Below are 22,989 nucleotides of genomic sequence, written 5' to 3' on the forward strand. Positions count from 1 at the left end.
GTTGGTCAACGATGCTGTGCGATCAGCGTGCGTGCCATCTTCCGAGTCCGGAGAGCCGCGCCGACGTCGCCCTCGGCCGCCGAGATGATGGACCCCTTCATCAGGATGTGCCAAGAAGAGCTCGTACGCGGTTTTCAACATCCTTTCACAAGGCGCGTGTTGAGACGCCTCCGGCGGCGGGACGCTGTCCATCACCGTCCAGAATAGCCCTGGACAGAGACCCCGCCCGCTGCCATCGTCTAAGCGACCGGCTCACGAGACAGACCGGTCTTTCTGTCCCTATCGAGCAGTAGCAGTCGCTTTGGCTTAGCGCCCCAAGCACCACCCCAGGATCCCGGTGTACGCATCAACCGGCAGGGCAGCCGACGCGGGAGGCCGGCCACCCGCCCACCACCGGGAACCGCCCGACGGGTGGGGCCGCGGGCTCCCTGGCGCGCCCCTCCCACCAGGTGAGCCGCCCCCACCCGTCGGAAGCGGCCCGTTCGTGTGCCGGTCACTGAGACCGTGGTGAAACCGCGGTCTGGGCCGCGCCTTCGCCCGCCCAGCGCCTGCTGGAACGAGGGCGCCCGCAAGGTAGACGCGACGGCACGCCGACCGGAGTCCGTCGAGCTGCCCGGGGTCGAGGTGCTGCCCCTCACTGTTCCCACGTCCGTAGTTGCCGCCGCCGAAGCGGCCCCTGACGTCTCGCTGCTCGTCAACAACGCAGGGATCCAGTCGGGTTACCGACCTGGCGACCGGATCGCTGGACGCGGTTCGGCTCAAGATGGTGGAGACCAACACGTCCGGCCACCTGGCGATGATCCGGGAGTTCGCGCCGGCGCTCGCCAGGAGCGGCGGGGGTGCGATCGTCACTGTTCTCTCCGCCATGTCGTGGCTCGGGGACAGGGGCGCGGGCGCCTACCACCTGACCAAGGCCGCCGCGTGGGCCATGACCAACGGCGTCCGCCTGGAACTCGCCGAGCAGGGCACGCTCGTCACGGCGGTGCATCTCGGCCTGGCCGACACCGACATGGCCGCGGGCTGGCCCGTGGCCAAGATCGCACCGTCGGACCTGGTCGACGCGGCACTCGTCGGTGTCGAGGCAGGGCCCTCCACCGCACCCCGCTCGGAGCGTGCACAAGCCTGCTCTGTACAGCCGACCGCATGAGATGATCCACCCCACCCACAGCGCTCGATGCCCCATACACGTGTCCCGTTGACACGTGTTCCCCCTGCTCGTGCGTCTGTGGGCGGGCAAAGCTCTCCCACGGACCACCCGCGCGGAGAGAGACGGAGAACGGAGTCACCTTGCGAAGAACCACCCCTGCGGGAGCCCTGATCGGGCTGCTGCTGACGCTTCTCACGCTGTGCATAGCACCGTCGGCGCAGGCCGGCGACATCCTGACCGAGAAGTCGGCGGGACACAGGTACGCGCTCCAGTCCAAGGCGGCCAGCGACGCCGCCGGCAAGCCGGTGTGCGCATCCGCGGCCGACCCCGACGGAACCGGCGATCAGGCGGGCAAGCTCCGCGCTCGGGTCGACTGCACGGACTCGCGCAGCCTGCAGCCGACGGAGACGTTCACCCTCCACACCGACAAGGACGGGCTCGCCGCCCTGCGTTCCGAGGCGAACGGCAAGTACGTATCCGCGGAGTTCCATACGGACCCCCGCTTCGGCATGTTGCGTGCCCGCCAGAGCGAAGCCTTCGGGAACTGGGAGAAGTTCAAGCTGATCAGCCTGGGGGACGGCTGGTACGCGCTGCGCTACAACTTCACCGAGAACGGCATCTCCAAGGACTACTACGTCTCCGCCGAGGTCAACACCTCAGGTGAGGACGCTGGGCTGCTGCGAGCGCGTACGGCCGCGACACCCGGCTCCTGGGAGCGGTTCAAGCTCGTCGACATCCCGTTCCCGTCCTCGGAGGACCCGCCCGCGGCCACGCTCCCGGCACCGGCACGCAGCCTCCGTACGCTCACCTGGAACACCTGCAGCAACAACGGCGCCTGCAAGATGTACGGCTACTCGGCGGACACGTTCACCGACACCGTCACGCAGCGGGCCACCGCCGCCCAGGCCGATGTGATCTTCCTCCAGGAGTTCTGCGAGAAGCTGGCCAAACCACTGGAGCACAAACTGGAGGCCAGGGACGGCGGGGCAGACACCTGGGACGTCCGCTTCGCGCCCATCCAACTCGAGGTCGCCCCAGGCCACTTCGCGCAGAAGACGTGCACCAAGAACCGTGGCGCATACGGCGTCGCCATCGCCGTCCCCGCGGAGAACACCTGGTACAAGGCGATCGAACTGGACTCACCGGACAAGAAGGAGCGCCGAACCGGCCTGTGCGCCGCCGTCCGCTCCTGGGCCGTCGTGGCGTGTACGGCCCACTTCAGCACCGGCGGCCCCGGTTACGACGACCCGGAGCGGCACGTACAGCAGGCCCAGGCCGCCCACATGGCCGAGCGATCCGCGCAATACGCCAACTCGGGCTACCGGACCCTGATCGGCGGCGACCTGAACGCCACGCCTACCGTCACACCCGACGGGAGCACGGTGCCCGTCCTGCAGCCGCTGTACAACACGCACAAGGAATGTGACCAGCCCGCCAACCGCCCCACGGCGGGCAGCTCCAAGCTGGACCACCTCTTCGCCACATCCCCTGCTACCTGGTCCGGCTGCACCATCGGCACCGACACCGACAACCCCTCGGACCACCGTCCGGTGTGGGGAACGGTGACGTTGCCGGCGCGGTAGGAAACCGCAGGTAGTCGATCACGCGCAACGGAACGCCGCCACACGCCGAGTCGACGTGTGGCGGCCCGCCAACCGGGAGCGGCAGTTGACGTGAACGTCGACTGCCTCCGACCGTTCGCCCTCAGTGGCCGGGCACGCTCTCCAGTTCCTTCTTGAGGTTGCGCAGGGTCCTGTCGATGTTCCTCACCTGGAACACCGCGAAGGTGTGGCCACCCGTGGCGATCCGGTCGAAGACACCCGCCACGAAGTCCGGCCACGAGCGGCGGTCGTCCGTCCAGGTCTCGGTCACCCGCGTCGCCGCGCCGGTCTCGGCCCCCGCCCCCTCGACCTGCCCGACCTCCTCGAAGCGGTACTCCCACGTGGCGATGGGAGCGCGCAGACGAGGACGCTTCAGGCCGATCGCGTGCACGCGGAAGGCGAACCGCTTGCCCGGCTCGGCCGCGGTGACCGTGCAACGCGTGGTCCAGCGGAACGTGCCTCGCTTGTTGTGCCCGTCGAAGACCAGGCCCACCTCAGCCGGTTCATCGGCACCGGGCACGGTCGCGCCGAGGTTCTCCGGGCTCCAGCGCCCCATCTGCGCGGGCCGGCTGACCTGCTCGTACACCGCCGAGGGCGATGCCTGGACCACGATGCTGCGGGACACGGTGAACGTACGGGGCATAGGGAGCGCTCCATTCCTCGACCCCGACCTTACCCGTCAGTAGGTTGGACCGAAAGCGTGAGCTCAAGTCCGGCGGTGGGCGGGCGTCGAATGCGCATCAAGCCATCGGTTCGCGTCGGGCGCTGCTGGTGTGGCGGGGTCGCCGAGGCGGCGCGCGGCCACCGCCTGGCCCTTGGCACCACAGGCACTCACCCGTTTAGGAAGTCCCGCTCAGTCGCCGCCCACCGTGTACCGGTCCTTGACCTTCACCTCGGTGACCGCGCGGCCCTCGGGGAAGACGCTCTGCCAGTCGCCGATCACGTGCAGCTCGTCCGTGCCCATGGCGCGGACGACCGTGAGGCCTTCGTCGTATGCCTTGTAGGCCTTCATCCAGAGGTTGGCGAAGGCCTGGGAGCGGACGAGGTGCATCCAGTCGGGGCGGTAGAGCTCACGGTTGTAGTTCGACTCCCCCATGGTGGAGACGAACTTGGAGTACATCGCCTTGACGTACTCCAACGTCACCTCGTCCTCCTCGGCGATCGCCCGGTCGCGGGCGTCCTTCAGCGCGATGCGGAACTTCTCCAGAAGGCCCTCGGTCGCGCCCGACGTGTACGACTCGTGGATCTCGGGCGGGTCGCACAGCCCGTACTTCGGTGAGGACAGGCGCAGGAGCAGGCGCAGCGTGGGCTCGGTGATCCAGAGCGGTCCCGGCTCGTCGCGGTTGCCGAGTGGGTTCGGAAGGACTCCCTCGTGGTGCCAGTCGGGCGGCGTGACGAGGTGGACGCCGGCCCGCCTGCGGTCGTGGTCGAAGCCGGTGGAGTGCTCCAGCTGGCCGATCGGAAGGTGCGTCTTCAGCGCCGACAGGTACGCGCCGTTGACGTCGAGGGCCGTTACTTCGTGTGTGCCCGGCGGGAGTTCGGGGCGGGTCCACTTGGGGCGGGCCTCCCACACCTGGTCCGCGCCGCGTGAGGTCTGCTTGCGCAGGATGTCCGGGATCCAGGGGTGCGCCACGATGTCGTAACGGCCGCCCTTGCGGGTCTCGTCCAGGAGGGCCATCGCGTCGGGGATGGCCCGCTTCACCAGGGCGGCCGTGGTGGCCTCCACGTCTCCCGCGTGCGCGGCGAGCGCCTCCTTCACCGCCCGGCCGATCGCGTCGGGCGACTCGGCGTCGGTCCGGGCCCTGCGGCCGGTGGGGACGAGCTTCACCGAGCTCCTCTGCGCCCCGCCTTCCTCGCCCGCCCCCGCCCCCGCTTCCGGCTGCGCGTCCGTGCGTGCGAGGGTTCGCCCCGGCTGAGGCCGTGCGGGGGTGCTCGCGGTGAAGGCTCCTTCTGGGTCCTGGCTCCCGCAGTCAGCCGGGTCCAGGTGCTGCGGGAAGCCCTCCACCTCATCGGTGGCAGGCCGGCCGCACAGGACGCACGGTTCGGGGTGGGTGAGGCGCTCGGCCGTGCTGTCGGCGGCTTCATCCCGTACGACGGCTTCATCCCGTACGGGAGCCGGGGGTGTTGCGGTCTCCGCTCGCTTCTCTGCTGGTGGCTCCGCGTGTGAGTCTGCTCGTTGTTCCGTTGGCATTGCTGCCGGCTTCCCTGTCGCCGATGGCGCGAGCCTCGTCCGCGCCGCCTCCAGGAAATACGCGTACTTCTCGCGAAGGTCACCCGTCGGTTCGCGGCCCGACTCCCAGCCGCCGACTGTCGTCGGATTCACCCCGATGGCGCGCGCCACCTGCGCCTGTGACAGGTTCAGTGCCACGCGCAGCGCACGGCGTTCCTCGACGGACGGCAGCTCCACCTCCGGGCCGGAGGCGGCCAACAACGCGTCGATCGCTTCGAACTCGCTCACCGCCCGGCCCCCTTCGCCGACGCGGTGGTCGTCGCGGACGTGGTCGCGGCGCGGCGCCTGGGGACGGTACGCCGGCGGTCGGCGGCCAGCGCCTCGCAGGCGCGTGTGGGCCCGGCCAGGAGGTCGAGCACATCGATTCCGTAGTGCGCGGCGATCGCGTCGCAGTCGTCCAGGCCCCAGGCCGCCGTGCCCGACTGACGGCGCGACACCTGCGTCTGGTCGACGCCCAGCACGGCCGCGAGGCTCGCCTGGGTGTCACCGGTGACCTGCATCAGCGCGGCCACCGCGGTGCGCAGTCTCTCGACGGAAGACATCCCCATGGCCGCAGCCTACCCATCTGGACGCGATATGCGCACGGAACTCGCGGATAACGCATGAACCGAGGGTGCCGCACAGGTCTCTGCACGTATTTCTGTACGTGCCTCTGTACGGATCTCTGTGCGTGTCTCAGCTCTCTGGGCGTGTCTCAGCGTCCTGCGTTCCGCCAGACGAAGACGTCGGTGCTCGGGACGCGTTCGGAGAAGAGGCCCGCCGTGGAGGCCTCCCGCAACAGTGCCCGGAGGTCCGCCTCGAAGCGGTCGTGCCACCCCTCGAACAGGTGGGGAGCCGAGCCGGACCGGGAGAACACGGCCGCGACGACGTCGTCTGCCGTACGTTCCAGGAGTTGCCCGGCGGGCACGACGTGCCGCTGCGGTCCGGCGAAGCCAGCCCGGGCGAAAATCGCCGCCTCACCACCGGGAGTGCCCTGCGGCAGCAGCCCTTGGCCCGCGCGGCGCACCGGCCCCAAGTATTGCCGTACCAACTCGTCGATCGCAGCGAAGGGTGGCGCCGGATACGGGAGGTCGTCGGTGTTCCGCTCCTCCGTCTTCAGGTCCGACACGTGCACCAGCGCCCCGCCGGGACGCAGGATGCCCCTGACGGCCGACGCCACCCGGTCGCGGTCCATCCAGTGGAAGGACTGGGCGAAGACCGCGACGTCGAACGTGCCCAGGCCGCCGGGCAGGTCCTCCGCGCGGGCCCGCACCCACCGCGCCCGTTCGGCCACACCCCGCTCAACGGCCCCTCGCTCCGCCTCGGCGATCATTCCTTCGTCCGGGTCCACCCCCACCACCTCACCGAAGAGATGGGCGACGCTCAGCGCGATCGTGCCGGGCCCGCACCCCACGTCGATGAGGCGGCTCCGCCCACCGGACTCCACCCCCTCGGGTTCTTCGACGTCACGTTCCAGCACCTCGGCCAGTACGTCCGCCAAGCCCGGCGCGTAGGGAAGCCTTCCGCGCGCGTAATAGGGTGCCGCTCCCGCGAACAGCGTGTCGTCCCACTCCCAGTCGGCTTCCCCGTCGGCTCTCATGCGGGTTCGTCACCCTCCTTCTCGCGGCTCGTATCGCGGCGAGTTCCGCGCCTCGGGGGCCCGCACGAGGCAGGGTCCCGCCCCCGTCGCACCCACGCGTCACGTCACCCCGTCGGCCTGTCCTGCCCGGCCGGTCCGTCCGCCTCGCGGGTCGCGTGTTCGGTGAGCTGCTGGTTCACCTCGCGGGCCTGCTCGGCCAGGTGGCGCGCTCGTGCCTCGGCCTGGTCCGCCCGGGCGTTGATGCGGGCGATGTCGTCCTCGATGACCTTCAGGGCCAGCTCGGTCGCGGCGTCGGCCTCCTGGGGCGGGAGGTCGCCGGGGAGGTCCTCCAGTGCGCTCTTGACCGCGGGGATACCGCCGCGTGCGTGGATCTCTTTCCAGAACTCGTAGTCCATGGCGCCATCCTGGCCGATCGGCCACCGTCGAGGCGAGGCGGTGCGGCCACGAAGCCCCTTACGGGTACCGGGCCGCTGGACCGGGGTGCCGTACCGACCTGGGCCCGAAGGCAGGAGCCCAGGGAGCGGGAGCCGCGGACCGGCGGCGACGGACGATCCCGCTCCCGCCGTGCTCCCGCCTCGCGCCCGTCCGGCCCCCACCGTGCCGCGGCCCCTAGGACGCGGGGGCGGCGGGCGCACCGGCCCTGCCGGGGATGCTGAAGTCCAGAAGGTCCTCTGCCGTCTGCTGGGTCTCCTCCGCGGCCTTGCGGGCCGTGGCGACGACGTCGCCGTGTTCCTGGATGAGCGTGTGGTAGATCGGCGCCTGGGTGGCGTCATTGGCCGGCATGACCTGCGGCTCCTTGTTCGGTGACTGCTGACTCGGCCGGTGGGCGGCCGACCCGCGACCTTACGCGAACTCGGTGCGCGGATGGCACCGACCCCGATCATGAGACGGCCGCTTGTGACGACCTTCACACGCGGCCGGACTCCCGAGGACAGCAGGTCAGGAGCAGTAGCGGTCGCGGTGCGGACGCTCACCCGTGGCCAGGAAGCGGGTGACGGTCCGGTCTCCGCAGGCGTTTCCGTTGGCGAGGTAGGAGTCGTGACCGGTGGCGTCGACGGTGACCATGACGGCTCGGCGGCCGAGTGCCTCGCGCAGCTTCAGGGCGCCGCCGAGCGGGGTGTAGGGGTCGCGCTCGTTCTGCACGAGGAGGATGTTCGACGGCCCGCGGTCGGTGATGCGCACCGGCGCCTCCTTCGGCTGGAACGGCCACGCCGCACAGGGCATGGCGTTCCTCGGCATGCCCGCGGTCAGCGGGAACGCGTGGCGGCTCGCCGTGGCGCCCTTCTGGTACGTGGCCGTCGTGCGGGGCCACGCGACGTCGTTGCAGAGGGTCGCGGAGCCGACGGCGACGGAGTTCTGGATCGCCTCCTCGGGCGGCGCCGGGGGCGCGGGCGGCAGGCTGCCCCGTTCGGCGCCGAGGATGAGCTGGGCGAGGGCGGGGAAGTCGTCGGGGTCACCCATCGCGTCGAGCATGGTCTGGCGCAGTACGTTCCCGTTCAGTTCCGCCGGGTCGGCGCCCTCCCAGGGGATCGGTGCGCGGTCGAGGCGGGCGGCGAGGTGCAGGAAGAGCGGGCGCACCTCAGCCGCCGTGCCGGCCAGCCGGTACTTGTTGCCGGACCGCGAGGCCCACTCGGCGAACTCCGGGAAGGTGTCCTCGACGCCCTGTTCGTGCGCGGCGAGCCAGCCGCGGCCGACGCGGGCCGGGTTCGGGTCGTCGTTGCTGTCCAGCACGATGCGGTCGGTGCGGTTCGGAAACAGCTCGTTGTAGACGGCGCCGACGTACGTGCCGTACGAGACCGCCCACGCGGAGATTCTCTTCTCGCCGAGCGCGGCCCGGATGCGGTCGATGTCGCGGGCGTTGTCGGCGGTGCTGATGTGGCGGATGAGCGCGCCGCCGTTACGGGCGCAGGCGTCCGACATGCGTTGCGCGGCGGCCATGTTGTCGCTGACGGAGCCGTCGGGGGCGGGCCAGGGGCGCAGTCTGGAGGGGGCGATGTCGGTGCCCTCGAAGCCGCAGCCGACCGGGGTGGAGCGGCCGAGCCCGCGCGGGTCGAACCCGATCAGGTCGTGGCTGTTCCGCACGCTCTGCGGAAGCTTCTGGCCCTTGCCGGAGGGGTCGTCGATGCTGGAGCCGCCGGGGCCGCCCGGGATGAGCAGCAGGGCGCCACGGTGGGCGGCGGGCTTCTCGCTCGTGACGCGGGAGATCGCGATCTCGATCTGCGCGCCGTCGGGGTGGGCGTAGTCGAGCGGGACGGGGAGCTTCGCGCACTGCTGCCGGGACCCGGGGCCGTGACCGGCGCATGCGGTCCAGTCCAGACCGGTGCCCGCCACGCTCTTCGGGGAGGCTCCAGGCGCATCGGTGGCCGGCGATGCCGACGCGGCGAGGGGCGCGGTGAGAGTGAGGACGGCGGCGGAGGCGGCAGCGACGAGCAGAGCGGTGTTGCGCTTGATCTTCGTCATGCGGAAGAGCCTCGCCGGTCCGCCTGGTCGACCGCATCATCCCAACTGACGGCAGCGGGTGGGCGTTTACCCTTAGCGATCACCTAAGGGGTCCGCGTGGGCGCGGGCGATCTCGCCGCGAGCGGAAGCGGATCGGGGTGACCGCGGTATCGGTGATCGCTGTCAACACTTGCCGTCCGGTGCTGCCGCCTGTTCCTGCAGGGCCTCGATCAGGGTCACGAGCTGCGGATGGTGGCGGCGTCCGATCGTGGCGAGGCCGATGTGCCGAGTCGGAACCGGCTGCGTGATCGCGACGATCCGCCCGCCCGGGGCCTCCGGGGTCAGAGCGATGGAGGGGATCAGTGAGATCCCCATGCCCGTGGCCACGAGGGAACGAGCGAAGTAGTAGTCGGTGGTCGTGCCGCGTATCTCGGGGTCGAAGCCGGCCTGCCGGGCGTAACGCCGTAGGTAGGCGTCCGTCTTGGAGCAGCCGAGCACCCAGGGCTCGGCCGCCAGTTCGGCGATGTCGAGTGCGGTGCGGTCGGCCAGAGGGTGCCCGACGGGCAGGACGGCGTACAGAGGGTCTTGCATGAGCGGGGTCCACGTCATGGCGGGGTTCTGGCTCACATGGCCGGGCAGGGGGCCGTCGAAGTGGTAGGCGAGCGCGAGATCGACCGCGCCCTGGCGGACCAACGGCAGGCTGTCCTCCGGTTCGCCCTCTCTGACGTGGAGCACGGTGTCAGGGTGGGCTGCGGTGAACCGGGCGAGCGCCCCGGGCAGCAGATACCTGCCGCCACTGGTGAACGTGGCGATGGTGAGTTGTGTGCGTCCGGTGGCGAGCCGGTCGACTTCCCGCTGTGCGTAGGCGAGTTCCGCGGTGACCGACTCGGCGGCCTGGACCATGACGCGGCCTGCCTGGGTGAGGGTGATGCCGCGCGTGCTGCGCGTGACGACTTGGGTGCCGAGGCTGCGCTCCAGGACCGCCACGTGCTGGGAGACGGCTGAGGGCGTGAGGTGGAGGGCTGTTGCCGCCCGGTTGAAGCTGCCGTTCTCTGCCACTGCCCGCAGGACGCGAAGCCGCTGCACGTCGATCAACAGTTTTCCTTAATCCCTGTCCAGTAAGTCTGCACTTCTGCTGGCGACGGTAGATCGCCAGAGTGGGGGCACGCAAAGGATCGCCGTCGTGGCCGCCGACCGGTGCTGCGGGAGAGCGCCGAAGGTTCCGGTCCGGCCGCCGCGGGACGGCGGGGCGCGGGGGACAGCCGCCTCGCGGTGACGCAGTCCACGGCCACCGTCGTCGGCGCCCGCCGTCCAAGCCCGTTGAGGAGCAACTACGCCATGCAGTACCGCACCATCGGCAAGACCACCGTGAGCGCCATCGGCCTGGGTGCCATGCCGCTCTCCATCGAGGGGCGCCCGGACGAGCAGCGGGCCATGGCCACCCTGCACGCCGCGCTCGACGCGGGCGTCACACTCATCGACACCGCCGACAGCTACCACTGGTACGCCGGGGAGGTGGGGCACAACGAGCTCCTCGTCGCGCGCGCTCTGGCCCGTTACGGCGGCGACACCTCCGGCGTCCTGGTCGCCACCAAGGGAGGCCGCGGCCGCCCCGGGGACGGCAGTTGGACGGTCACCGGCACCCCCGAGCACCTCAAGCACGCCGCCGAGGCATCCCGGAAACGGCTGGGCGTCGAGGCCATCGGCCTCTATCAGTTGCACAAGCCGGACCCGGCCGTGCCCTGGGCCGAGTCCGTGGGTGCGCTGCGCGAACTGCTCGACGCCGGCACGATCCGCGCCGCCGGGATCTCCAATGTGCACACCGCGCAGATCCGCGAGGCGCACGCGATCCTCGGCGACGGGCTCGTCTCTGTCCAGAACCAGTATTCGCCCGCGGTGCGCGACAGCGAGGCCGAACTGCGGCTGAGTGCGGAACTTGGCCTGGCCTTCCTGCCCTGGAGCCCGCTGGGCGGCATCTCCCGCAGCTCCCTTGACGGCCCGTCGGGCCAGTCCTCCGCGAGCACCGCCTTCCACCGCATCGCGGCCGGCCGCGGTGTCAGCCCGCAGCGGATCGCCCTGGCGTGGCTGCTCAGCCGCTCCCCCGCGGTCATCCCCGTGCCGGGAGCCAGTCGCCCGGCCTCCGTCCAGGACTCGGCCCGGGCGGTGGAGGTCGAGCTGAGCACGGCGGAGCTTGCGCAGCTCGACGGTGCGCTACCGGACTGCTGAGCCCGGCCCCGTACGGCAGCGTTCGCGTGTTGGTGTCTGTCATGGCGTGACCCGAGGGTTGCGGAACGCGTGGCGTCGGGCCCCGGCGACGACGAGCAGGCTGACCGCCCCGAGGGCCGCGGCCGTCACGGCGACCGCGGTGGCGCCCGAGCGTTGCAGCAGGAGACCGCCGACGATGCCGCCGAGGGCCATCGCGGCGTTCCAGAGGGTGACCAGGACGGCTTGCGCGGTGTCAGCGGCAGCGCTGCTGTGCCGCATCCCGGCCTGTCCGGCCGCGGTCTGCAGCAGCGTCGGGGCACCGCCCCATCCCAGGCCCCAGAGGACCGCGGCGACCCAGACGACCGCGTGCGTCGTGGTGACGGCAAGAGCCGCCGTGGCGAGGGTGAACAGCACCGTGCCGGTGACCATCAGGGTCCGGGGTCGGCGGTCGACATGGCGTCCCACGTACCAAATGCTCACCAGGCACGCGACACCGAAAGCAAGGAGAACCGCGTCGGTCGCCGACCCGAGCCCGGCGTGGCGCAGGTAGGGGGCGATGTAGGCGTAGATGATCGTGTGCCCGAGAACGAACGTCGTGACCGTGACCATGATCGCCGCGACGCCGGGCACCGCCAGGGTCTGCGGCAACGGCGACTTCGCCGATTCCGGTGCGGGTCCCGAAGGGTCGGTATCAGCCTGTTCGACGGCGGGTTGCCCGACGCCGGGGACCGACGCGCTGATCCAGCCGATGACGGCGAGGGTGACCAGGGAGACGGCGCCGAACGCCGCCCGCCACCCCACCTGTTCACCGATCAGCGTGCCCGCCGGCACCCCCAAGGACAACGCCACGGGTATCCCGGTCATCGCCACCGCGATGGCGCGGCCCTCAAGGCCGGCAGGCGCGATACGCCGGGCGTAGCCGGCGAGGATCGCCCACGCCAGGCCCGCGGCCACACCGGCGAGGAACCGGCCCGCGAGAAGGACGAGGTATCCCGGTGCGGCAGCGGTCAGCGTGTTGGCCACCAGGAAGACGGCCATGGCGCCGAGCAGCAGTGGCTTGCGCGGAACGGACGCGGTCGCCGTGGCGAGCGGGATCGCGGTCAGCGCCGTACCGGCCGCGTAGACGGTGACGGCCTGGCCGGTGGCGCCTGAACTGGTGCCCAGCGAGGCCGACATGTCGGGCAGCACGCCGGCGGGCAGGGTCTCCGTCAAGCTCGTGATGAAGACGGCGGTTCCCAGTGCCAGCAGCGCCGACCATGGCAGGCCGACCTGTTGCGTACGGGACTGTGTGTCGGAAGACGTGGTGGTCATGGACCACATCCTGAAACCTTCACATAGGTGTGATGGTCAAGTCGCGGTCCGCCGAGTAGCTTCGGCAGGTGTGAGGATCGGTGAATTGTCGCGCCTGACGGGTGCGTCCCGTCGGCTGCTCCGCTACTACGAGGAGCAGGGGCTGATCGTCCCGGACCGGGGCGCGAACGGGTATCGGGAGTACGACGACCGCTACGTGGACCGGGTCAACCAGATCCGTGGCCTGCTCGATGCCGGGCTCCCCACGCGCATCATCAAGCAGATCCTTCCCTGTCTGGACAAGCCTCGATCCATCCACTTCCCCGATGCGACGCCGGAGATGCTGGCGTTGCTGGCCACCGAGCGGGACCGCCTCACCGAGCGGATCGACGTACTCATCCGCAACCGGGACGCGATGAGCGAGTACCTCACCGAAGTCGCACAGTGCCGGGCACCGGTGCCCGGCAGGGTCGAGGACAGCCGGCCCACCGGCCGGACCGTCGCTGAGCTGTCGGGCGCGGACGCGGGGTCGCCGACTGCGTGAGAGGTGGCCGTCTCCGGGTACTCGCAGACGGACGCTAGGAGGAGTCCATGCCACTCACGTTCCGCAAGAGTTTCCGGATACTTCCCGGGGTGCGGCTGAACATCAACAAGCGCTCGTGGTCGCTCACGACGGGCGGCCGCAACGGGCCCCGGCGCACCCACAGCAGCACCGGCCGGCGCACCACGTCGATGGATCTGCCGGGCCCCTTCGGCTGGCGCCGGACGACGAAGCGCCGCTGAGCGGCCCGAAGGCCGCGGTGCAGCCGGTCCGGCCGGACGCACCACCGCGCCGCACCCCGCACTCCCCCGGAACCCCCCTCGCCCCGAGCGACGGCCCGGCAACAAAACTCCATCGCGTGGCGGCCTCCGCCTTGTTACGGTCACCCACATGATGAAGCGCGCCGCGATGACGACGACGCCGGAGAGTGTCCCGGCGCGCTGACCGATGTTCGAGTCCGAAGCCCCGGGGCGAGTGCCCCGGGGCTTCGGCTTGTCGGCGGTCACTCGCCCGTTGCCCGCGAGGAGACCTCCGTGAACGACATGACCCGCCCGCACGACGATCCCGCCGCCGACGCACGGCCCGACGTGCGCGACCCGCGGGCCCCAGACGCCCCGTACGACCACCGCAGGCTCGGCCGCGAGCTCGGCCTGTTCGGCACCGATCCGCTGATCGGCGCGGGGCTGCCCTACTGGCTGCCGGACGGCGCGGCCGTGCGGCACGCCCTGGAGGAGTACATCCGCGAGGCCGAGCGGCGCGCAGGTTACCGGCACGTCTACTCGCCGGTGCTGGGCAAACGGGCGTTGTACGAGATCTCCGGTCATTGGTCGCACTACAGCGAGGACATGTTTCCGCCGATGGATGTGGGCGGCGAACAGGTGGTGCTCCGGCCGAGCCTGTGCCCGCACCACGCCGTGATCTACCGCTCACGCTCGCGCAGTTACCGCGAGCTGCCGTTGCGGATGGCCGAGATCGGCGGCATGTACCGCGCCGAACTCTCGGGCGTAATGGGCGGTTTGAACCGGGTCCGGGCCATCCACCTGAACGACGCGCACATCTTCTGCACCCTCGACCAGGTCGCCGACGAGGCGCGCGCCGCGCTGGAGATGATCCGCCGCGCGTACGACGTGCTCTGCGTCCGGGCGTCCCGCTACCGGCTCTCCCTGCCTGGCGCGGGCGGCAAGTACGTCGCCGACGCGGACAAGTGGCAGCGGTCCATCGCCCTGCTGACCGCCGCACTGGAGGCTTCCGGGCTGCCCTACGAGTCCGAGGAGGGCGAGGCCGCGTTCTACGGGCCGAAGATCGACGTCCAGGTCGTCGACGCGGCGGGGCGTGAGTCCACCCTCTCCACCGTGCAGGTCGACTTCCACCAGCCCGAACGGTTCGATCTGCGCTACATCGGCGCGGACGGCGCCAAGCACCGCCCCGTGATGGTGCACCGCAGCATCATCGGGAGCGTGGAACGAGCCGTCGCCCATCTCATCGAACAGCACGGCGGGGCCTTTCCCGCCTGGCTCTCCCCGACCCAGCTGGTGGTCCTGCCGGTCTCCGAAGCCCAAGTGCCGGCTGCCGAGCGCCTGCTGCGGCGGTGCGCCGAGCTCGGGCTGCGGGCCGAGTCGGCCGGTCCCGAGCACGGCAGCCTGGGCGCGCGCGTCCGGGCCGCCCGCCTGGTCCCCTATCAGGCCGTCATCGGTGCGAAGGAGGACGCGGACGACCTGGTCGCGCTGCGGCTGCGCGACGGGCGGCGCCCGGACCCGCTGCCCGCCGCCGAAGCCCTGGCACGCATCGGGGCGCTGGTCGCGGGGCACCGCGCCGAGCTGTGGGACGCCGGGCCAGGGGCACGGTGAGACGCGTCAGGCCACCCCGACGACCAGCATCACGCCCATCACCGCCATCGTCGCCGCGATCAGGACGTCCAGGGCGCGCCACGCTGCGGGGCGCTCGAAGAAGCCGCTGAGCAGCCGGGCTCCGTAGCCGAGCGCCGCGAACCAGCACACGCTGCCGATCATCGCGCCGAACCCGAAGGCCCAGCGCAGCCCGTCGTGTCCGGCGGCCACGGAGCCGAGGAGCAGGACCGTGTCGAGGTAGACGTGCGGGTTGAGCCAGGTCAGGGCCAGGCAGGCGAGCAGTGCGCCGCGACGTGACCCGGCCACCGAGCCGGAGGCCGTCATCGCGGCGGGCCGCAGCGCCCTGCGGGCGGCGAGCACGGCGTACGAGAGGAGGAAGACACCGCCCACCAGTCCGATGAGGGTCAGCGCCGGCGGCCACGCGGTGACCACGGCGCCGACTCCGCCCACTCCGGCGGCGATGAGCACGATGTCGGACACGGCACAAATGGCCACCACGCCGAACACCGCTTGGCGTCGGATGCCCTGGCGCAGCACGAGGGCGTTCTGCGAGCCGATGGCGACGATGAGCGAGAGTCCCGTGCCGAATCCGGCGGCCGTGGCGGTCAGTGTCGATCCCATGACCTCGACGTTAATGATCATTGTCGCTCTAAGTACAGGTCAGGTAAGGATTCTCACGTGGTCCGGGCATCCCGCCGATGCGAGGCGGCGAGCGCGCGCCGGGGCGTGTGCCCCGTACCGCGCATCCGCCGCGTTCGGCGGACGCCCGCGCGGCGTGTGGACGTGCAGTGCGCGCGGCTCCTGTCTAGCGTCACTGGCATGACGACTGATCCGCAGAGTTACGAGCTCCTGCTGGTGCCCGAGTTCACCGTGGGCGAGGCGGGCTCCACCACCACCGCCGACCCCCGCCCCCTGCGTTCGGCGGTGGTGGTGGCCACCGGCGAGACCGGCGCCTCCGGCTATCCGCGGTACGCGGGGGACGGCATGGAGGCCGACATCGACCCGGCGACCCGCGCCGTCGAAGCCCTTCTCGTCGACGGGGCCGAACTCGACTACGGGCTCTCGGTGCGGGTCGCGGACCGCGCGCGCTGACACCGCGGCCGCGCCGTCCGAACACCCGGCGGAATACACGTCGCTCGCGTGACAGAAAGAAACGAAGCGTCAAAAACAATGTCGCAACAGTTTCGACGGTTTCCGCTGAATCATGGAAAACGGATCGTATTATTCTGCGCGGGCGGGTGCGTGGAGCTTCCGCACCCCTCCGTCGGTCCGGTTTGCCCCTGGCTTGAATGCATCCCTTTTCCTGGGTGCCGACAGGATGACCCGGTAGGCTTCCGTCTTTGAAATAGGCCGAAGTGAGCAAACCTCCTGCCGACGACGTTGGGAGCTGGTCATGCGACCGGACGGGCGGATCGGGGGCCTCGTTCAGTCCCTCTCGGAACACCTGGTCAGGAATGTGGAGGAACACCGCCTGGAGGGCGCGTGCCGCGATTTCCTGCAGCGCGGATTCACCACCTTGCCCTTCCTCGCCCCCGACGAAGTCAAATCAGCGGTGGCGGACGAAATCGAAAGTCTCGTCGAGGCGCACGGCGTCCGCCGCGGAATGAGTTTCAAGGAGACGGGGCACACGCCCCGCCAGATGCGCAATGTCCGCCACCGGGAAATAACCGAGCACGGCGCCGTCATCCCGGAGGTGTACGCCTCCCCGGATCTCCTCGCGGCGCTGTCACGGGTCGCGGGCGAGCCGGTCCTGCCCTGCCCCTACGAGCCGGAGCGGTACGTGATCACCGAGCTGGAGCAGTCCGGTGACACCCACGGATGGCACTGGGACGACTACAGCTTCGCGCTCGTCTGGGTCGTCGCCTGCCCGCCCGCCGAGCACGGCGGATTCGTCCAGTGCGTGCCGCGCACGTACTGGAACAAGCAGGACCCGCAGCTGCACCGGCAGTTCATCGCACAGCCCATCCACTCCTTCGAACTACGGCCGGGCGACCTGTACTTGATGCGCACCGACACCACCCTGCACCGCGTCTACCCGCTGAGCCGCGGCCGCCGGCTCATCATCAACATGGGGTACGCGTCCCAGGCGGATCTGCACAAACCGATCAGCCACGAGACGATGGACGGGCTCTGGCACGGCTCGCGCGACGAACAGGCGGGTCAGACCGTATGACGTCGCTCGAGGGGGCCACCGCGCAAGCGCCCGGGCCCCCTCAACTACCGCGGCAGCTCGGCACATCGGGGCTCGTGGCCCATTACGTCACCTCCGTGATGGGTGCGGGCATCCTGCTGATCCCCGCTCTCGCCTGGGCCGAAGCGGGCCCGCTGTCCCTCCTCGCGTGGGGGGCGCTGATCCTCTACAGCTACCCTTTCGCCCTGATCTTCGCGAAGCTGTCCGTACTCCACCCCACGAGCAAGGGCGTCGCCCAGTTCGTGGAGGCGGCGTTCGGCACCCGGGCGGGCCGGGTCGCCGCCGTCTTCCTCCTCCTCACGCTGCTGGCCGGCAATCCGGTCCTCGGGCTCGCGGCCGGCCGCTATCTGCTCTCGGCGGTCGACCCCACCGCGTCGAACCGCGCGGCGCTTCTCGCGGGCGCCGCCGTCATCGTGTTCTGCGTGGCGCTCAACCTGTGGGGCATCAAGGTGAGTACGCGCACCCAGATGGTGGTGCTCGGCGCCGTGGTGCTGTTGCTCGTCGTCGTCATCGCCCTGGCTCTGCCCGAGGCCGACTACACCCGCCTGACGCCGTTCGCGCCGCACGGCTGGGGCGCGCTCGGCAGTACGTTGCTCATCTGTTTCTTCGGCTTCATCGGCTGGGAGAACGCGGCGCCGGTGGCCGAGGAGGTCCGCGATCCCGGGCACACTTTCCCCAAAGGCATCCTCTACGCGGTCAGTTGTGTCGGCCTGCTGTACTTCGCCATGGCCTTCACCGTCTCGGTGGCGCTGCCCGAACCTGCCGTGGGGCAGTCGGACGTCACGGCGTTCGTACGCCTCCTCCAGGTGGCCACCGGATCCTCCCTGCAGAGCAGCGGATTCCTCGTCGCCGGGATTCTGCTGCTGCTCACCACCAACGCCTGGTGCCTGGGCACCTCGCGCGTCGTCTTCGCCCTCGCCCGCGACGGCGTCCTGCCCGCCGGGCTCAGCAGACTCTCCACCCAGGGAACGGTGCCGGCCCGTGCCGTGCTCGCGCTCCTCCCCGGCTACGCGGTGTCGGTCGTCCTCCTCCTGATCACCGACTCCAGTGAGTCCACGCTGATCAAGGCGTCGTCGGCCACGTATCTGCTCATCTTCCTGATGGCGTTCCTCTCCGCGGCCCGGCTGCTCCCCCGGGGCGCCGCCGCCCGGCTGAACCTCGCCCTCATCGCCACCACCGTCGCCATACTGCCGTTCTTCGGCATCAGTCTCGCCATCGCTCTGGCGATGCTCCTCCTCTCCGTCGTCGCCGAGCGGTGGCTGCGCAAGCGCGTGACCCCACCCACCGAGACAGGAGTCCGCACATGACAGCGCGACACATCCTGCGCATACAGGACCTCTCCGCCAAGGAGACGCACTCCCTGCTCGACCTGGCCGAAGCGATGAAGCGCGGCGACGACACCCGCGCCCATCTGGCGGGCCGCTGCATCGGCCTGCTCTTCAACGTCCCCTCCACCAGAACCAGGGTCTCCTTCCAGGTCGCCGCCTCCCAACTCGGCGCCGACAGCTTCCCGTACGGCGTGGAGGAACTCCGCCTCGCCAACCGCGAGTCGATCGAGGACACCATCGGGGTGCTCAACCGCTACCTCGACGCGCTCGTGGTCCGCTGGTACGACATGAACGAGTACGGCGCCGGCCACCGCCGCCTGCGTACGATGGCCGAGCAGGCGACGATCCCCGTCATCAACGCACTCGACGACGAGGAGCACCCCTGCCAGGTCCTCGCCGACCTCATGACACTGCGCGAGCTGTACGGGTCAGATGTCCCGGCCCAACGGATCGTGTACGTCTGGTCCTACTCGCCGCGCCAGAAGACCCCCGGCGTCCTGCACTCCTCCATGATGGCCGCGGCCGCGCTCGGCCATCGCATCACCGTGGCCCACCCGCCCGGCTTCGCACCGGAGGAACGGGTGACCCGGGCCGCCCGGGCGGTCGCCGCCCGCACCGGCGCGAGCGTCGAGCTCACCCACGACCTGGAGGACGCCGTCAAGGACTGCGCGGCGGTGTACACGCTGAGTTGGAAGTCCCCCACGCTGGTCGGCCAGGAGGAGATCCAGGCGCGGACCCGGCTCGCGGACCGGTGGCGCGTCACGGCTCCGCTGATGCGACGGGCCGCCGACGGGGCGGTGTTCCTCGACTGCATGCCCAGCAACCGGGGCGAGGAGGTCGACGCCGAGGTGAAGGACGGCCCGTGGTCGAAGATCTTCCAGCAGGCCGAGAACCGGCTCCACACCCAAAAGGCCCTGCTCACCCAGCTGTTCGACGGCACCCTCTCCGGAGGCACGCGATGACGGGGACCGGTGCGGACACGCGGGTCGCGCTGGTCACCGGGGGCGGTGGCGGCATCGGCGGCGCCGTGGCGCGACGGCTCGCGGACGAGGGTGCGGCCGTCGCGGTGGTCGACCGGGACGACGCGGCCGAGTCCGTGGCCGGACGCATTCGCGAGTCGGGCGGGCGGGCCGAGGCGTTCCTGTGCGACGTGTCCGCGGAGAGCGACGTGGCTGCCCTGGTCGAGAAAGTCAGCGGCAGGCTCGGCGCCATCACCGACCTGTGCTGTGTGGCGGGCAGCATCCGGCGCGGCACGGTGCCGGACCTCTCCCTGGCGGACTGGCACCGGTCGTTCGCGGACAACGTGGACTCCGTCTTCCTGATGTGCCGGGCGGTGCTGCCGCTCATGGAGCGGGCCGGGCGGGGCCGGATCGTCACGGTGGCCTCCGGCTGGGGTCTGCGTGCCGGGGAGAAGGCCGCCGCGTACTGCACGGCCAAGGCGGGTGTGGTGATGCTGACCCAGGCCATGGCGCTGGACCACAGCCCCGCGGGCATCCGCGTCAACTGCGTCGCACCGGGCGACACCCGCACCCCCATGCTCGCCCGTGAGGCCCGCCAACTCGGGCAGTCCGACGCGGAGTTCCTGACGGAGGCCGCCGACCGCCCACTGGGCCGGATCGGGACACCGGAGGACATAGCCGCGGCGGTGGCCTTCCTGGCCGGCCCCGACGCGGACTTCGTCACGGGTTCGGTGCTGACGGTGGACGGGGGCGGGAGCGTGTGAGTCGCGCGCGGTGGCGCGGCCGCGAGCTGTTCGTCCCGATGTGCTTGGCTGCTACTCGAGCCGCTCCCCCAGCTTGGCCATGCTCCGCTCCGAACCCTTCGTGAACCACCACTCGAACAGGCGGACATGAAGACCCCACGCCACGCTCCGGATCAGGTGGTATGGCGGCTGACCGTCAAAGATGGCCATCTCGGAACTGTCGCATTCAAGGCGCACCCGCCAGCGTTGCCGGTGGGCCAGCAACTCGAGTTCGACGGTGAAGCGTCGCCCGTGCTCGACGACGACAAGGGAGACCACGTCGAGCTCCGTCCCACCGTCGTGGAGCTCGCCCATCAGATGCGGGACGAGGAGATCGCGAACACCTTCTGCTGACGGCACGAGGGGTTCTCCTCTCACCAATGTCGTCGCACCCGCACGCCCGACGTACTCGAAGCGCGGGCGGGGCATGGGCGGTCCAGCTTACGCGCGTCCGTTCGCAGGCTGCGTCGAAGAAGGTCGCCGCATGGGACGTGAGATGCCGATGGGGCGTGGCTCTGCGCCCTCGAGGCGGAGTCTGAGCGGCTGACGAATGCGGGCGGGACCGTCCTGAAGGAGTTCGACGGCCAAGCAGCGCCGTGACTGCCCACCGTCCGAACGCCTCTTGCCCCAGAATGGGGCACACATCGTGACGACACGTCTGCTCATTGACGCTGTCAGGTAGAGGCTTTCGCGGAACCGTTGAAGGGGTGTGGATGGATCAGATGGTCTTCGAGCCCATCAAGTACGCGGCTGAATGCCATGACTGTGGTGGCGAGTTGCGGTGCTGGGGTGTTCAAGCCCTGGTGAATGGCACCTTGAGCTGGGACACGACATCCGAGTGTTCTTCCTGCGGATCCGAGATGGCCGTCTGCGGGGGCGACCCGCCTGTCGAACTACGGAACCGACTGCTCACCGAGCATGGACCGGCACGCCTCCAGGTGAGTCCGACAGCTGGGAACACTCAGATCATGCTGGTTCTGCGGTCAGAACTCGGCCTGGATCTGACGGAAGTCAAGTCTCTGCTGAAGGAGGTCCTGGCAGGAGACCACTCAGGCACGATGCCTGAAATCGAGCTCCTGGCCCGCAAGCTGCGGGCGTCCGGCGTCGATGCCCTTGCCGTTCGACCTTAGAGGCGCAGGCCGAAATTCGGCCGACTGCCCACCGCCGTCAGCCGTCGATCCGCCTCCGCATGGCGTCACGGACCTTGCGGGTCTCCGCCGCCGCTCGTTCGAGCGAGGCGTGCGGCTTGAACTGGACGCTACCGGCGGTGTTCTCGTCGGCCCAGGCGCACACGGTCTTCGTGCCGTAGGACCTGGACGTGGCCGTTTCGCAGCTGAAGACGACGTCCTCTCCGGCCACCCGTATCTCCTTGAGCGGCGCGACGACCTTCTCCTCGTTCGTCACGATGGAATTCCCGACCATGTCTTCGCGCTGCACCTCGGAGTTCTTGAGCCGCCCGTACACCCCGCCGACCTTCAGCTCCTCGAACGTGCCGCCCTTCGCCTTCCCGGTACCGGTGTAGGTGGCGTGGAATTCCCTCGCGTCCTTCCGGTCCTCATCGTCGTAGAGCTTCTTGGATTCGGAAAGCGTCCCCTTCTTGAGCTCGTAGGCACCTCCCAGCAGCGTTGCGGGCGGTTCGAGCTTGTACTCGGCCGTGGGGAAGGACGGCCCCGAGTCCTTGACCACGTAGGCGGCGTAGACCGCGCCACCCAAGAGGACGAGCGCACCCGTCACCACGGCGGCCAGGAGCCCGGGTGGCATCGGCCTCGGCGCGGGCCCCCGGGCCGACCCCTTCCCGCGTGGTGCGGCGGTGACGGTCTGCGCACTCGCCACGCCGCGCGGGTCCGGGGCGGCAGCTGCTTTCGCGGTTGGCGTCGGTGAGTCAGCGGGGTTGGGGGTTGCGTCCCGTGCGTCCGGCTCGCTCCGCCCCACCGGCCCGGCCGGACCACCCCGCGCCACTGGTGTGCCCTGCGCGGCCGGGACGCGTCGGGTCGGGGTGTGTGTCTCCTCAGTGGTTTCCGGTGTGAAGAGGTCCAACAGCGTTGCAGGTGTGGGTCGTTGGGCCGGGTCCTTGACCAGGCATGCCGCGACCACGGCCCGTACTCCCTGCGGCACCGCCGACAGGTCCGCCTCTTCGTGCACCGACCGGTACATCAACCCCATCGGCGTTCCCGACCCGAACGCGCTGCCACCCGCCGCCGCGACCAGCACCGCCCCGAGGGCGAACACATCCGCCGCGCTGTCGACCTTGAGCCCCTGAGCCTGTTCGGGAGCCAGGAAGCCGGGGGTGCCGAACGCCATTCCGGTGTTGGTCAATCGGGTCGACTCCACCGCGTGGGCGATACCGAAGTCGAGGACCCGGGGCCCGTCGTCGGCCATGACGATGTTGCCCGGTTTGAGGTCGCGGTGCACCAGGCCGCACGCGTGCACGGCTTGCAGTGCCTCCGTCAACGCCGCCCCCAGTACGCGTAGTTGCGCCTCGTCCATCGGGCCACGCTCGGCGATCAGCTCCGACAGTGTGGGCCCCGATATGTAGGCGGTCGCAAGCCACGGTGCGACCGCCTCCGGATCCGCGTCCACGACCTGCGCCGTGTGGAACCCGCCCACCTTGCGCGCCGCCTCCACCTCGGCCCGGAACCGGGCCCGGAAATGCGGGTCACCGGCCAGCTCGGCCCGGGCCACCTTGACGGCGACGGCGCGCCCACCGCGCGATCGCGCCAGGTACACCGTCCCCATGCCGCCCGAGCCCAACTCGCGCTCCACGGCGTACCCGCCGATGCTCCGTGGCAGGTCCCCGCCCCCCGCTCCCCACCCCATGCGTCGCACACTCCCCTGTTGAGACACCGCGCG

23 protein-coding genes and 1 pseudogene are annotated in these 22,989 nt (G+C 70.4%); 12 read left to right on the forward strand and 12 right to left on the reverse strand.

Annotation, left to right across the window (positions count from 1 at the left end; all coding sequences use genetic code 11):
* Nucleotides 1-520 precede the first annotated feature (520 nt).
* Nucleotides 521-1,087 (forward strand): annotated as a pseudogene (locus ACZ6B8_RS16515) (SDR family NAD(P)-dependent oxidoreductase); the annotation flags it as partial.
* 200 nt (nucleotides 1,088-1,287) lie between these two features.
* Nucleotides 1,288-2,730 carry an endonuclease/exonuclease/phosphatase family protein gene (locus ACZ6B8_RS16520; RefSeq protein ID WP_471607629.1) on the forward strand — a complete coding sequence of 481 codons (1,443 nt, stop codon included), beginning with the start codon at nucleotides 1,288-1,290 and terminating at the stop codon, nucleotides 2,728-2,730.
* Between the two features lie 121 nt (nucleotides 2,731-2,851).
* On the opposite strand, the gene ACZ6B8_RS16525 is transcribed toward ACZ6B8_RS16520, so the two are convergent.
* The 8 genes from ACZ6B8_RS16525 to ACZ6B8_RS16560 all read right to left on the reverse strand — a co-directional run bounded on the left by ACZ6B8_RS16525 (nucleotide 2,852) and on the right by ACZ6B8_RS16560 (nucleotide 10,091).
* The gene (locus ACZ6B8_RS16525; protein ID WP_471083803.1) at nucleotides 2,852-3,391 is read right to left on the reverse strand and encodes an SRPBCC family protein; all 540 of its coding nucleotides are present in this window, start codon (nucleotides 3,389-3,391) and stop codon (nucleotides 2,852-2,854) included.
* Between the two features lie 210 nt (nucleotides 3,392-3,601).
* Nucleotides 3,602-5,206 (reverse strand): helix-turn-helix transcriptional regulator, encoded by a 1,605-nt coding sequence (locus tag ACZ6B8_RS16530; protein ID WP_471607630.1) that lies wholly within the window; start codon nucleotides 5,204-5,206, stop codon nucleotides 3,602-3,604.
* On the reverse strand, nucleotides 5,203-5,526 hold the full coding sequence (locus tag ACZ6B8_RS16535) for a helix-turn-helix domain-containing protein (protein WP_471083797.1): 324 nt from the start codon (nucleotides 5,524-5,526) through the stop codon (nucleotides 5,203-5,205). Before ACZ6B8_RS16535 ends, ACZ6B8_RS16530 begins: the two co-directional genes overlap by 4 nt.
* A 146-nt stretch (nucleotides 5,527-5,672) precedes the next feature.
* The gene (locus tag ACZ6B8_RS16540) at nucleotides 5,673-6,557 is read right to left on the reverse strand and encodes a class I SAM-dependent methyltransferase (RefSeq protein WP_471083794.1); all 885 of its coding nucleotides are present in this window, start codon (nucleotides 6,555-6,557) and stop codon (nucleotides 5,673-5,675) included.
* 104 nt (nucleotides 6,558-6,661) lie between these two features.
* Complete coding sequence (locus tag ACZ6B8_RS16545) at nucleotides 6,662-6,952, reverse strand: hypothetical protein (protein ID WP_471083791.1); 291 nt, start codon at nucleotides 6,950-6,952, stop codon at nucleotides 6,662-6,664.
* 214 nt (nucleotides 6,953-7,166) lie between these two features.
* Nucleotides 7,167-7,340: a hypothetical protein gene (locus ACZ6B8_RS16550; RefSeq protein WP_471083788.1), complete on the reverse strand. Its 174-nt coding sequence runs from the start codon at nucleotides 7,338-7,340 to the stop codon at nucleotides 7,167-7,169.
* A 156-nt stretch (nucleotides 7,341-7,496) separates the two neighbouring features.
* Nucleotides 7,497-9,017 (reverse strand): alpha/beta hydrolase, encoded by a 1,521-nt coding sequence (locus tag ACZ6B8_RS16555; RefSeq protein ID WP_471607631.1) that lies wholly within the window; start codon nucleotides 9,015-9,017, stop codon nucleotides 7,497-7,499.
* 162 nt (nucleotides 9,018-9,179) lie between these two features.
* Complete coding sequence (locus ACZ6B8_RS16560) at nucleotides 9,180-10,091, reverse strand: LysR family transcriptional regulator (protein ID WP_471607632.1); 912 nt, start codon at nucleotides 10,089-10,091, stop codon at nucleotides 9,180-9,182.
* Between the two features lie 243 nt (nucleotides 10,092-10,334).
* Here ACZ6B8_RS16560 and ACZ6B8_RS16565 point away from each other — a divergent pair, with 243 nt between their 5' ends.
* Nucleotides 10,335-11,222 (forward strand): aldo/keto reductase, encoded by an 888-nt coding sequence (locus ACZ6B8_RS16565; protein WP_471607913.1) that lies wholly within the window; start codon nucleotides 10,335-10,337, stop codon nucleotides 11,220-11,222.
* 39 nt (nucleotides 11,223-11,261) lie between these two features.
* On the opposite strand, the gene ACZ6B8_RS16570 is transcribed toward ACZ6B8_RS16565, so the two are convergent.
* Nucleotides 11,262-12,512, reverse strand: a complete 1,251-nt coding sequence (locus tag ACZ6B8_RS16570; RefSeq protein WP_471607633.1) for an MFS transporter — start codon at nucleotides 12,510-12,512, stop codon at nucleotides 11,262-11,264.
* A gap of 70 nt (nucleotides 12,513-12,582) precedes the next feature.
* Between ACZ6B8_RS16570 and ACZ6B8_RS16575 the strand changes: the two genes are divergently transcribed.
* The 3 genes from ACZ6B8_RS16575 to thrS all read left to right on the forward strand — a co-directional run bounded on the left by ACZ6B8_RS16575 (nucleotide 12,583) and on the right by thrS (nucleotide 14,879).
* Nucleotides 12,583-13,035: a MerR family transcriptional regulator gene (locus ACZ6B8_RS16575; RefSeq protein WP_471083776.1), complete on the forward strand. Its 453-nt coding sequence runs from the start codon at nucleotides 12,583-12,585 to the stop codon at nucleotides 13,033-13,035.
* Nucleotides 13,036-13,082: 47 nt separating this feature from the next.
* Nucleotides 13,083-13,274, forward strand: coding sequence for a DUF4236 domain-containing protein (locus ACZ6B8_RS16580; protein WP_358713159.1), 192 nt, complete (start codon nucleotides 13,083-13,085; stop codon nucleotides 13,272-13,274).
* A 300-nt stretch (nucleotides 13,275-13,574) separates the two neighbouring features.
* A complete protein-coding gene (gene thrS / locus ACZ6B8_RS16585; RefSeq protein ID WP_471607914.1) occupies nucleotides 13,575-14,879 on the forward strand; it encodes a threonine--tRNA ligase in 1,305 nt (434 codons plus the stop codon).
* A gap of 6 nt (nucleotides 14,880-14,885) precedes the next feature.
* Here the strand turns inward: thrS and ACZ6B8_RS16590 are convergent, their stop codons facing one another.
* The gene (locus ACZ6B8_RS16590; protein WP_471607634.1) at nucleotides 14,886-15,500 is read right to left on the reverse strand and encodes a LysE/ArgO family amino acid transporter; all 615 of its coding nucleotides are present in this window, start codon (nucleotides 15,498-15,500) and stop codon (nucleotides 14,886-14,888) included.
* 198 nt (nucleotides 15,501-15,698) lie between these two features.
* Here ACZ6B8_RS16590 and ACZ6B8_RS16595 point away from each other — a divergent pair, with 198 nt between their 5' ends.
* The 5 genes from ACZ6B8_RS16595 to ACZ6B8_RS16615 all read left to right on the forward strand — a co-directional run bounded on the left by ACZ6B8_RS16595 (nucleotide 15,699) and on the right by ACZ6B8_RS16615 (nucleotide 20,121).
* Entirely contained in the window at nucleotides 15,699-15,971 is a 273-nt protein-coding gene (locus ACZ6B8_RS16595) for a hypothetical protein (protein WP_471083766.1), read from the forward strand.
* A gap of 301 nt (nucleotides 15,972-16,272) precedes the next feature.
* Nucleotides 16,273-17,052: a HalD/BesD family halogenase gene (locus tag ACZ6B8_RS16600; RefSeq protein ID WP_471083763.1), complete on the forward strand. Its 780-nt coding sequence runs from the start codon at nucleotides 16,273-16,275 to the stop codon at nucleotides 17,050-17,052.
* A complete protein-coding gene (locus ACZ6B8_RS16605) occupies nucleotides 17,049-18,377 on the forward strand; it encodes an APC family permease (protein WP_471607635.1) in 1,329 nt (442 codons plus the stop codon). Before ACZ6B8_RS16600 ends, ACZ6B8_RS16605 begins: the two co-directional genes overlap by 4 nt.
* Complete coding sequence (locus ACZ6B8_RS16610) at nucleotides 18,374-19,360, forward strand: ornithine carbamoyltransferase (protein WP_471607636.1); 987 nt, start codon at nucleotides 18,374-18,376, stop codon at nucleotides 19,358-19,360. Before ACZ6B8_RS16605 ends, ACZ6B8_RS16610 begins: the two co-directional genes overlap by 4 nt.
* Entirely contained in the window at nucleotides 19,357-20,121 is a 765-nt protein-coding gene (locus tag ACZ6B8_RS16615; RefSeq protein WP_471607637.1) for an SDR family NAD(P)-dependent oxidoreductase, read from the forward strand. Before ACZ6B8_RS16610 ends, ACZ6B8_RS16615 begins: the two co-directional genes overlap by 4 nt.
* A gap of 51 nt (nucleotides 20,122-20,172) precedes the next feature.
* Here ACZ6B8_RS16615 and ACZ6B8_RS16620 read toward each other — a convergent pair whose 3' ends face one another.
* Nucleotides 20,173-20,499 (reverse strand): hypothetical protein, encoded by a 327-nt coding sequence (locus ACZ6B8_RS16620; protein WP_471083751.1) that lies wholly within the window; start codon nucleotides 20,497-20,499, stop codon nucleotides 20,173-20,175.
* Nucleotides 20,500-20,852: 353 nt separating this feature from the next.
* Here ACZ6B8_RS16620 and ACZ6B8_RS16625 point away from each other — a divergent pair, with 353 nt between their 5' ends.
* Nucleotides 20,853-21,269 (forward strand): hypothetical protein, encoded by a 417-nt coding sequence (locus ACZ6B8_RS16625; protein WP_471607638.1) that lies wholly within the window; start codon nucleotides 20,853-20,855, stop codon nucleotides 21,267-21,269.
* Nucleotides 21,270-21,306: 37 nt separating this feature from the next.
* Here the strand turns inward: ACZ6B8_RS16625 and ACZ6B8_RS16630 are convergent, their stop codons facing one another.
* Nucleotides 21,307-22,956 carry a serine/threonine-protein kinase gene (locus ACZ6B8_RS16630; RefSeq protein ID WP_471607639.1) on the reverse strand — a complete coding sequence of 550 codons (1,650 nt, stop codon included), beginning with the start codon at nucleotides 22,954-22,956 and terminating at the stop codon, nucleotides 21,307-21,309.
* Nucleotides 22,957-22,989: the final 33 nt, after the last annotated feature.

The organism is Streptomyces sp. NPDC041122, from assembly GCF_055592445.1.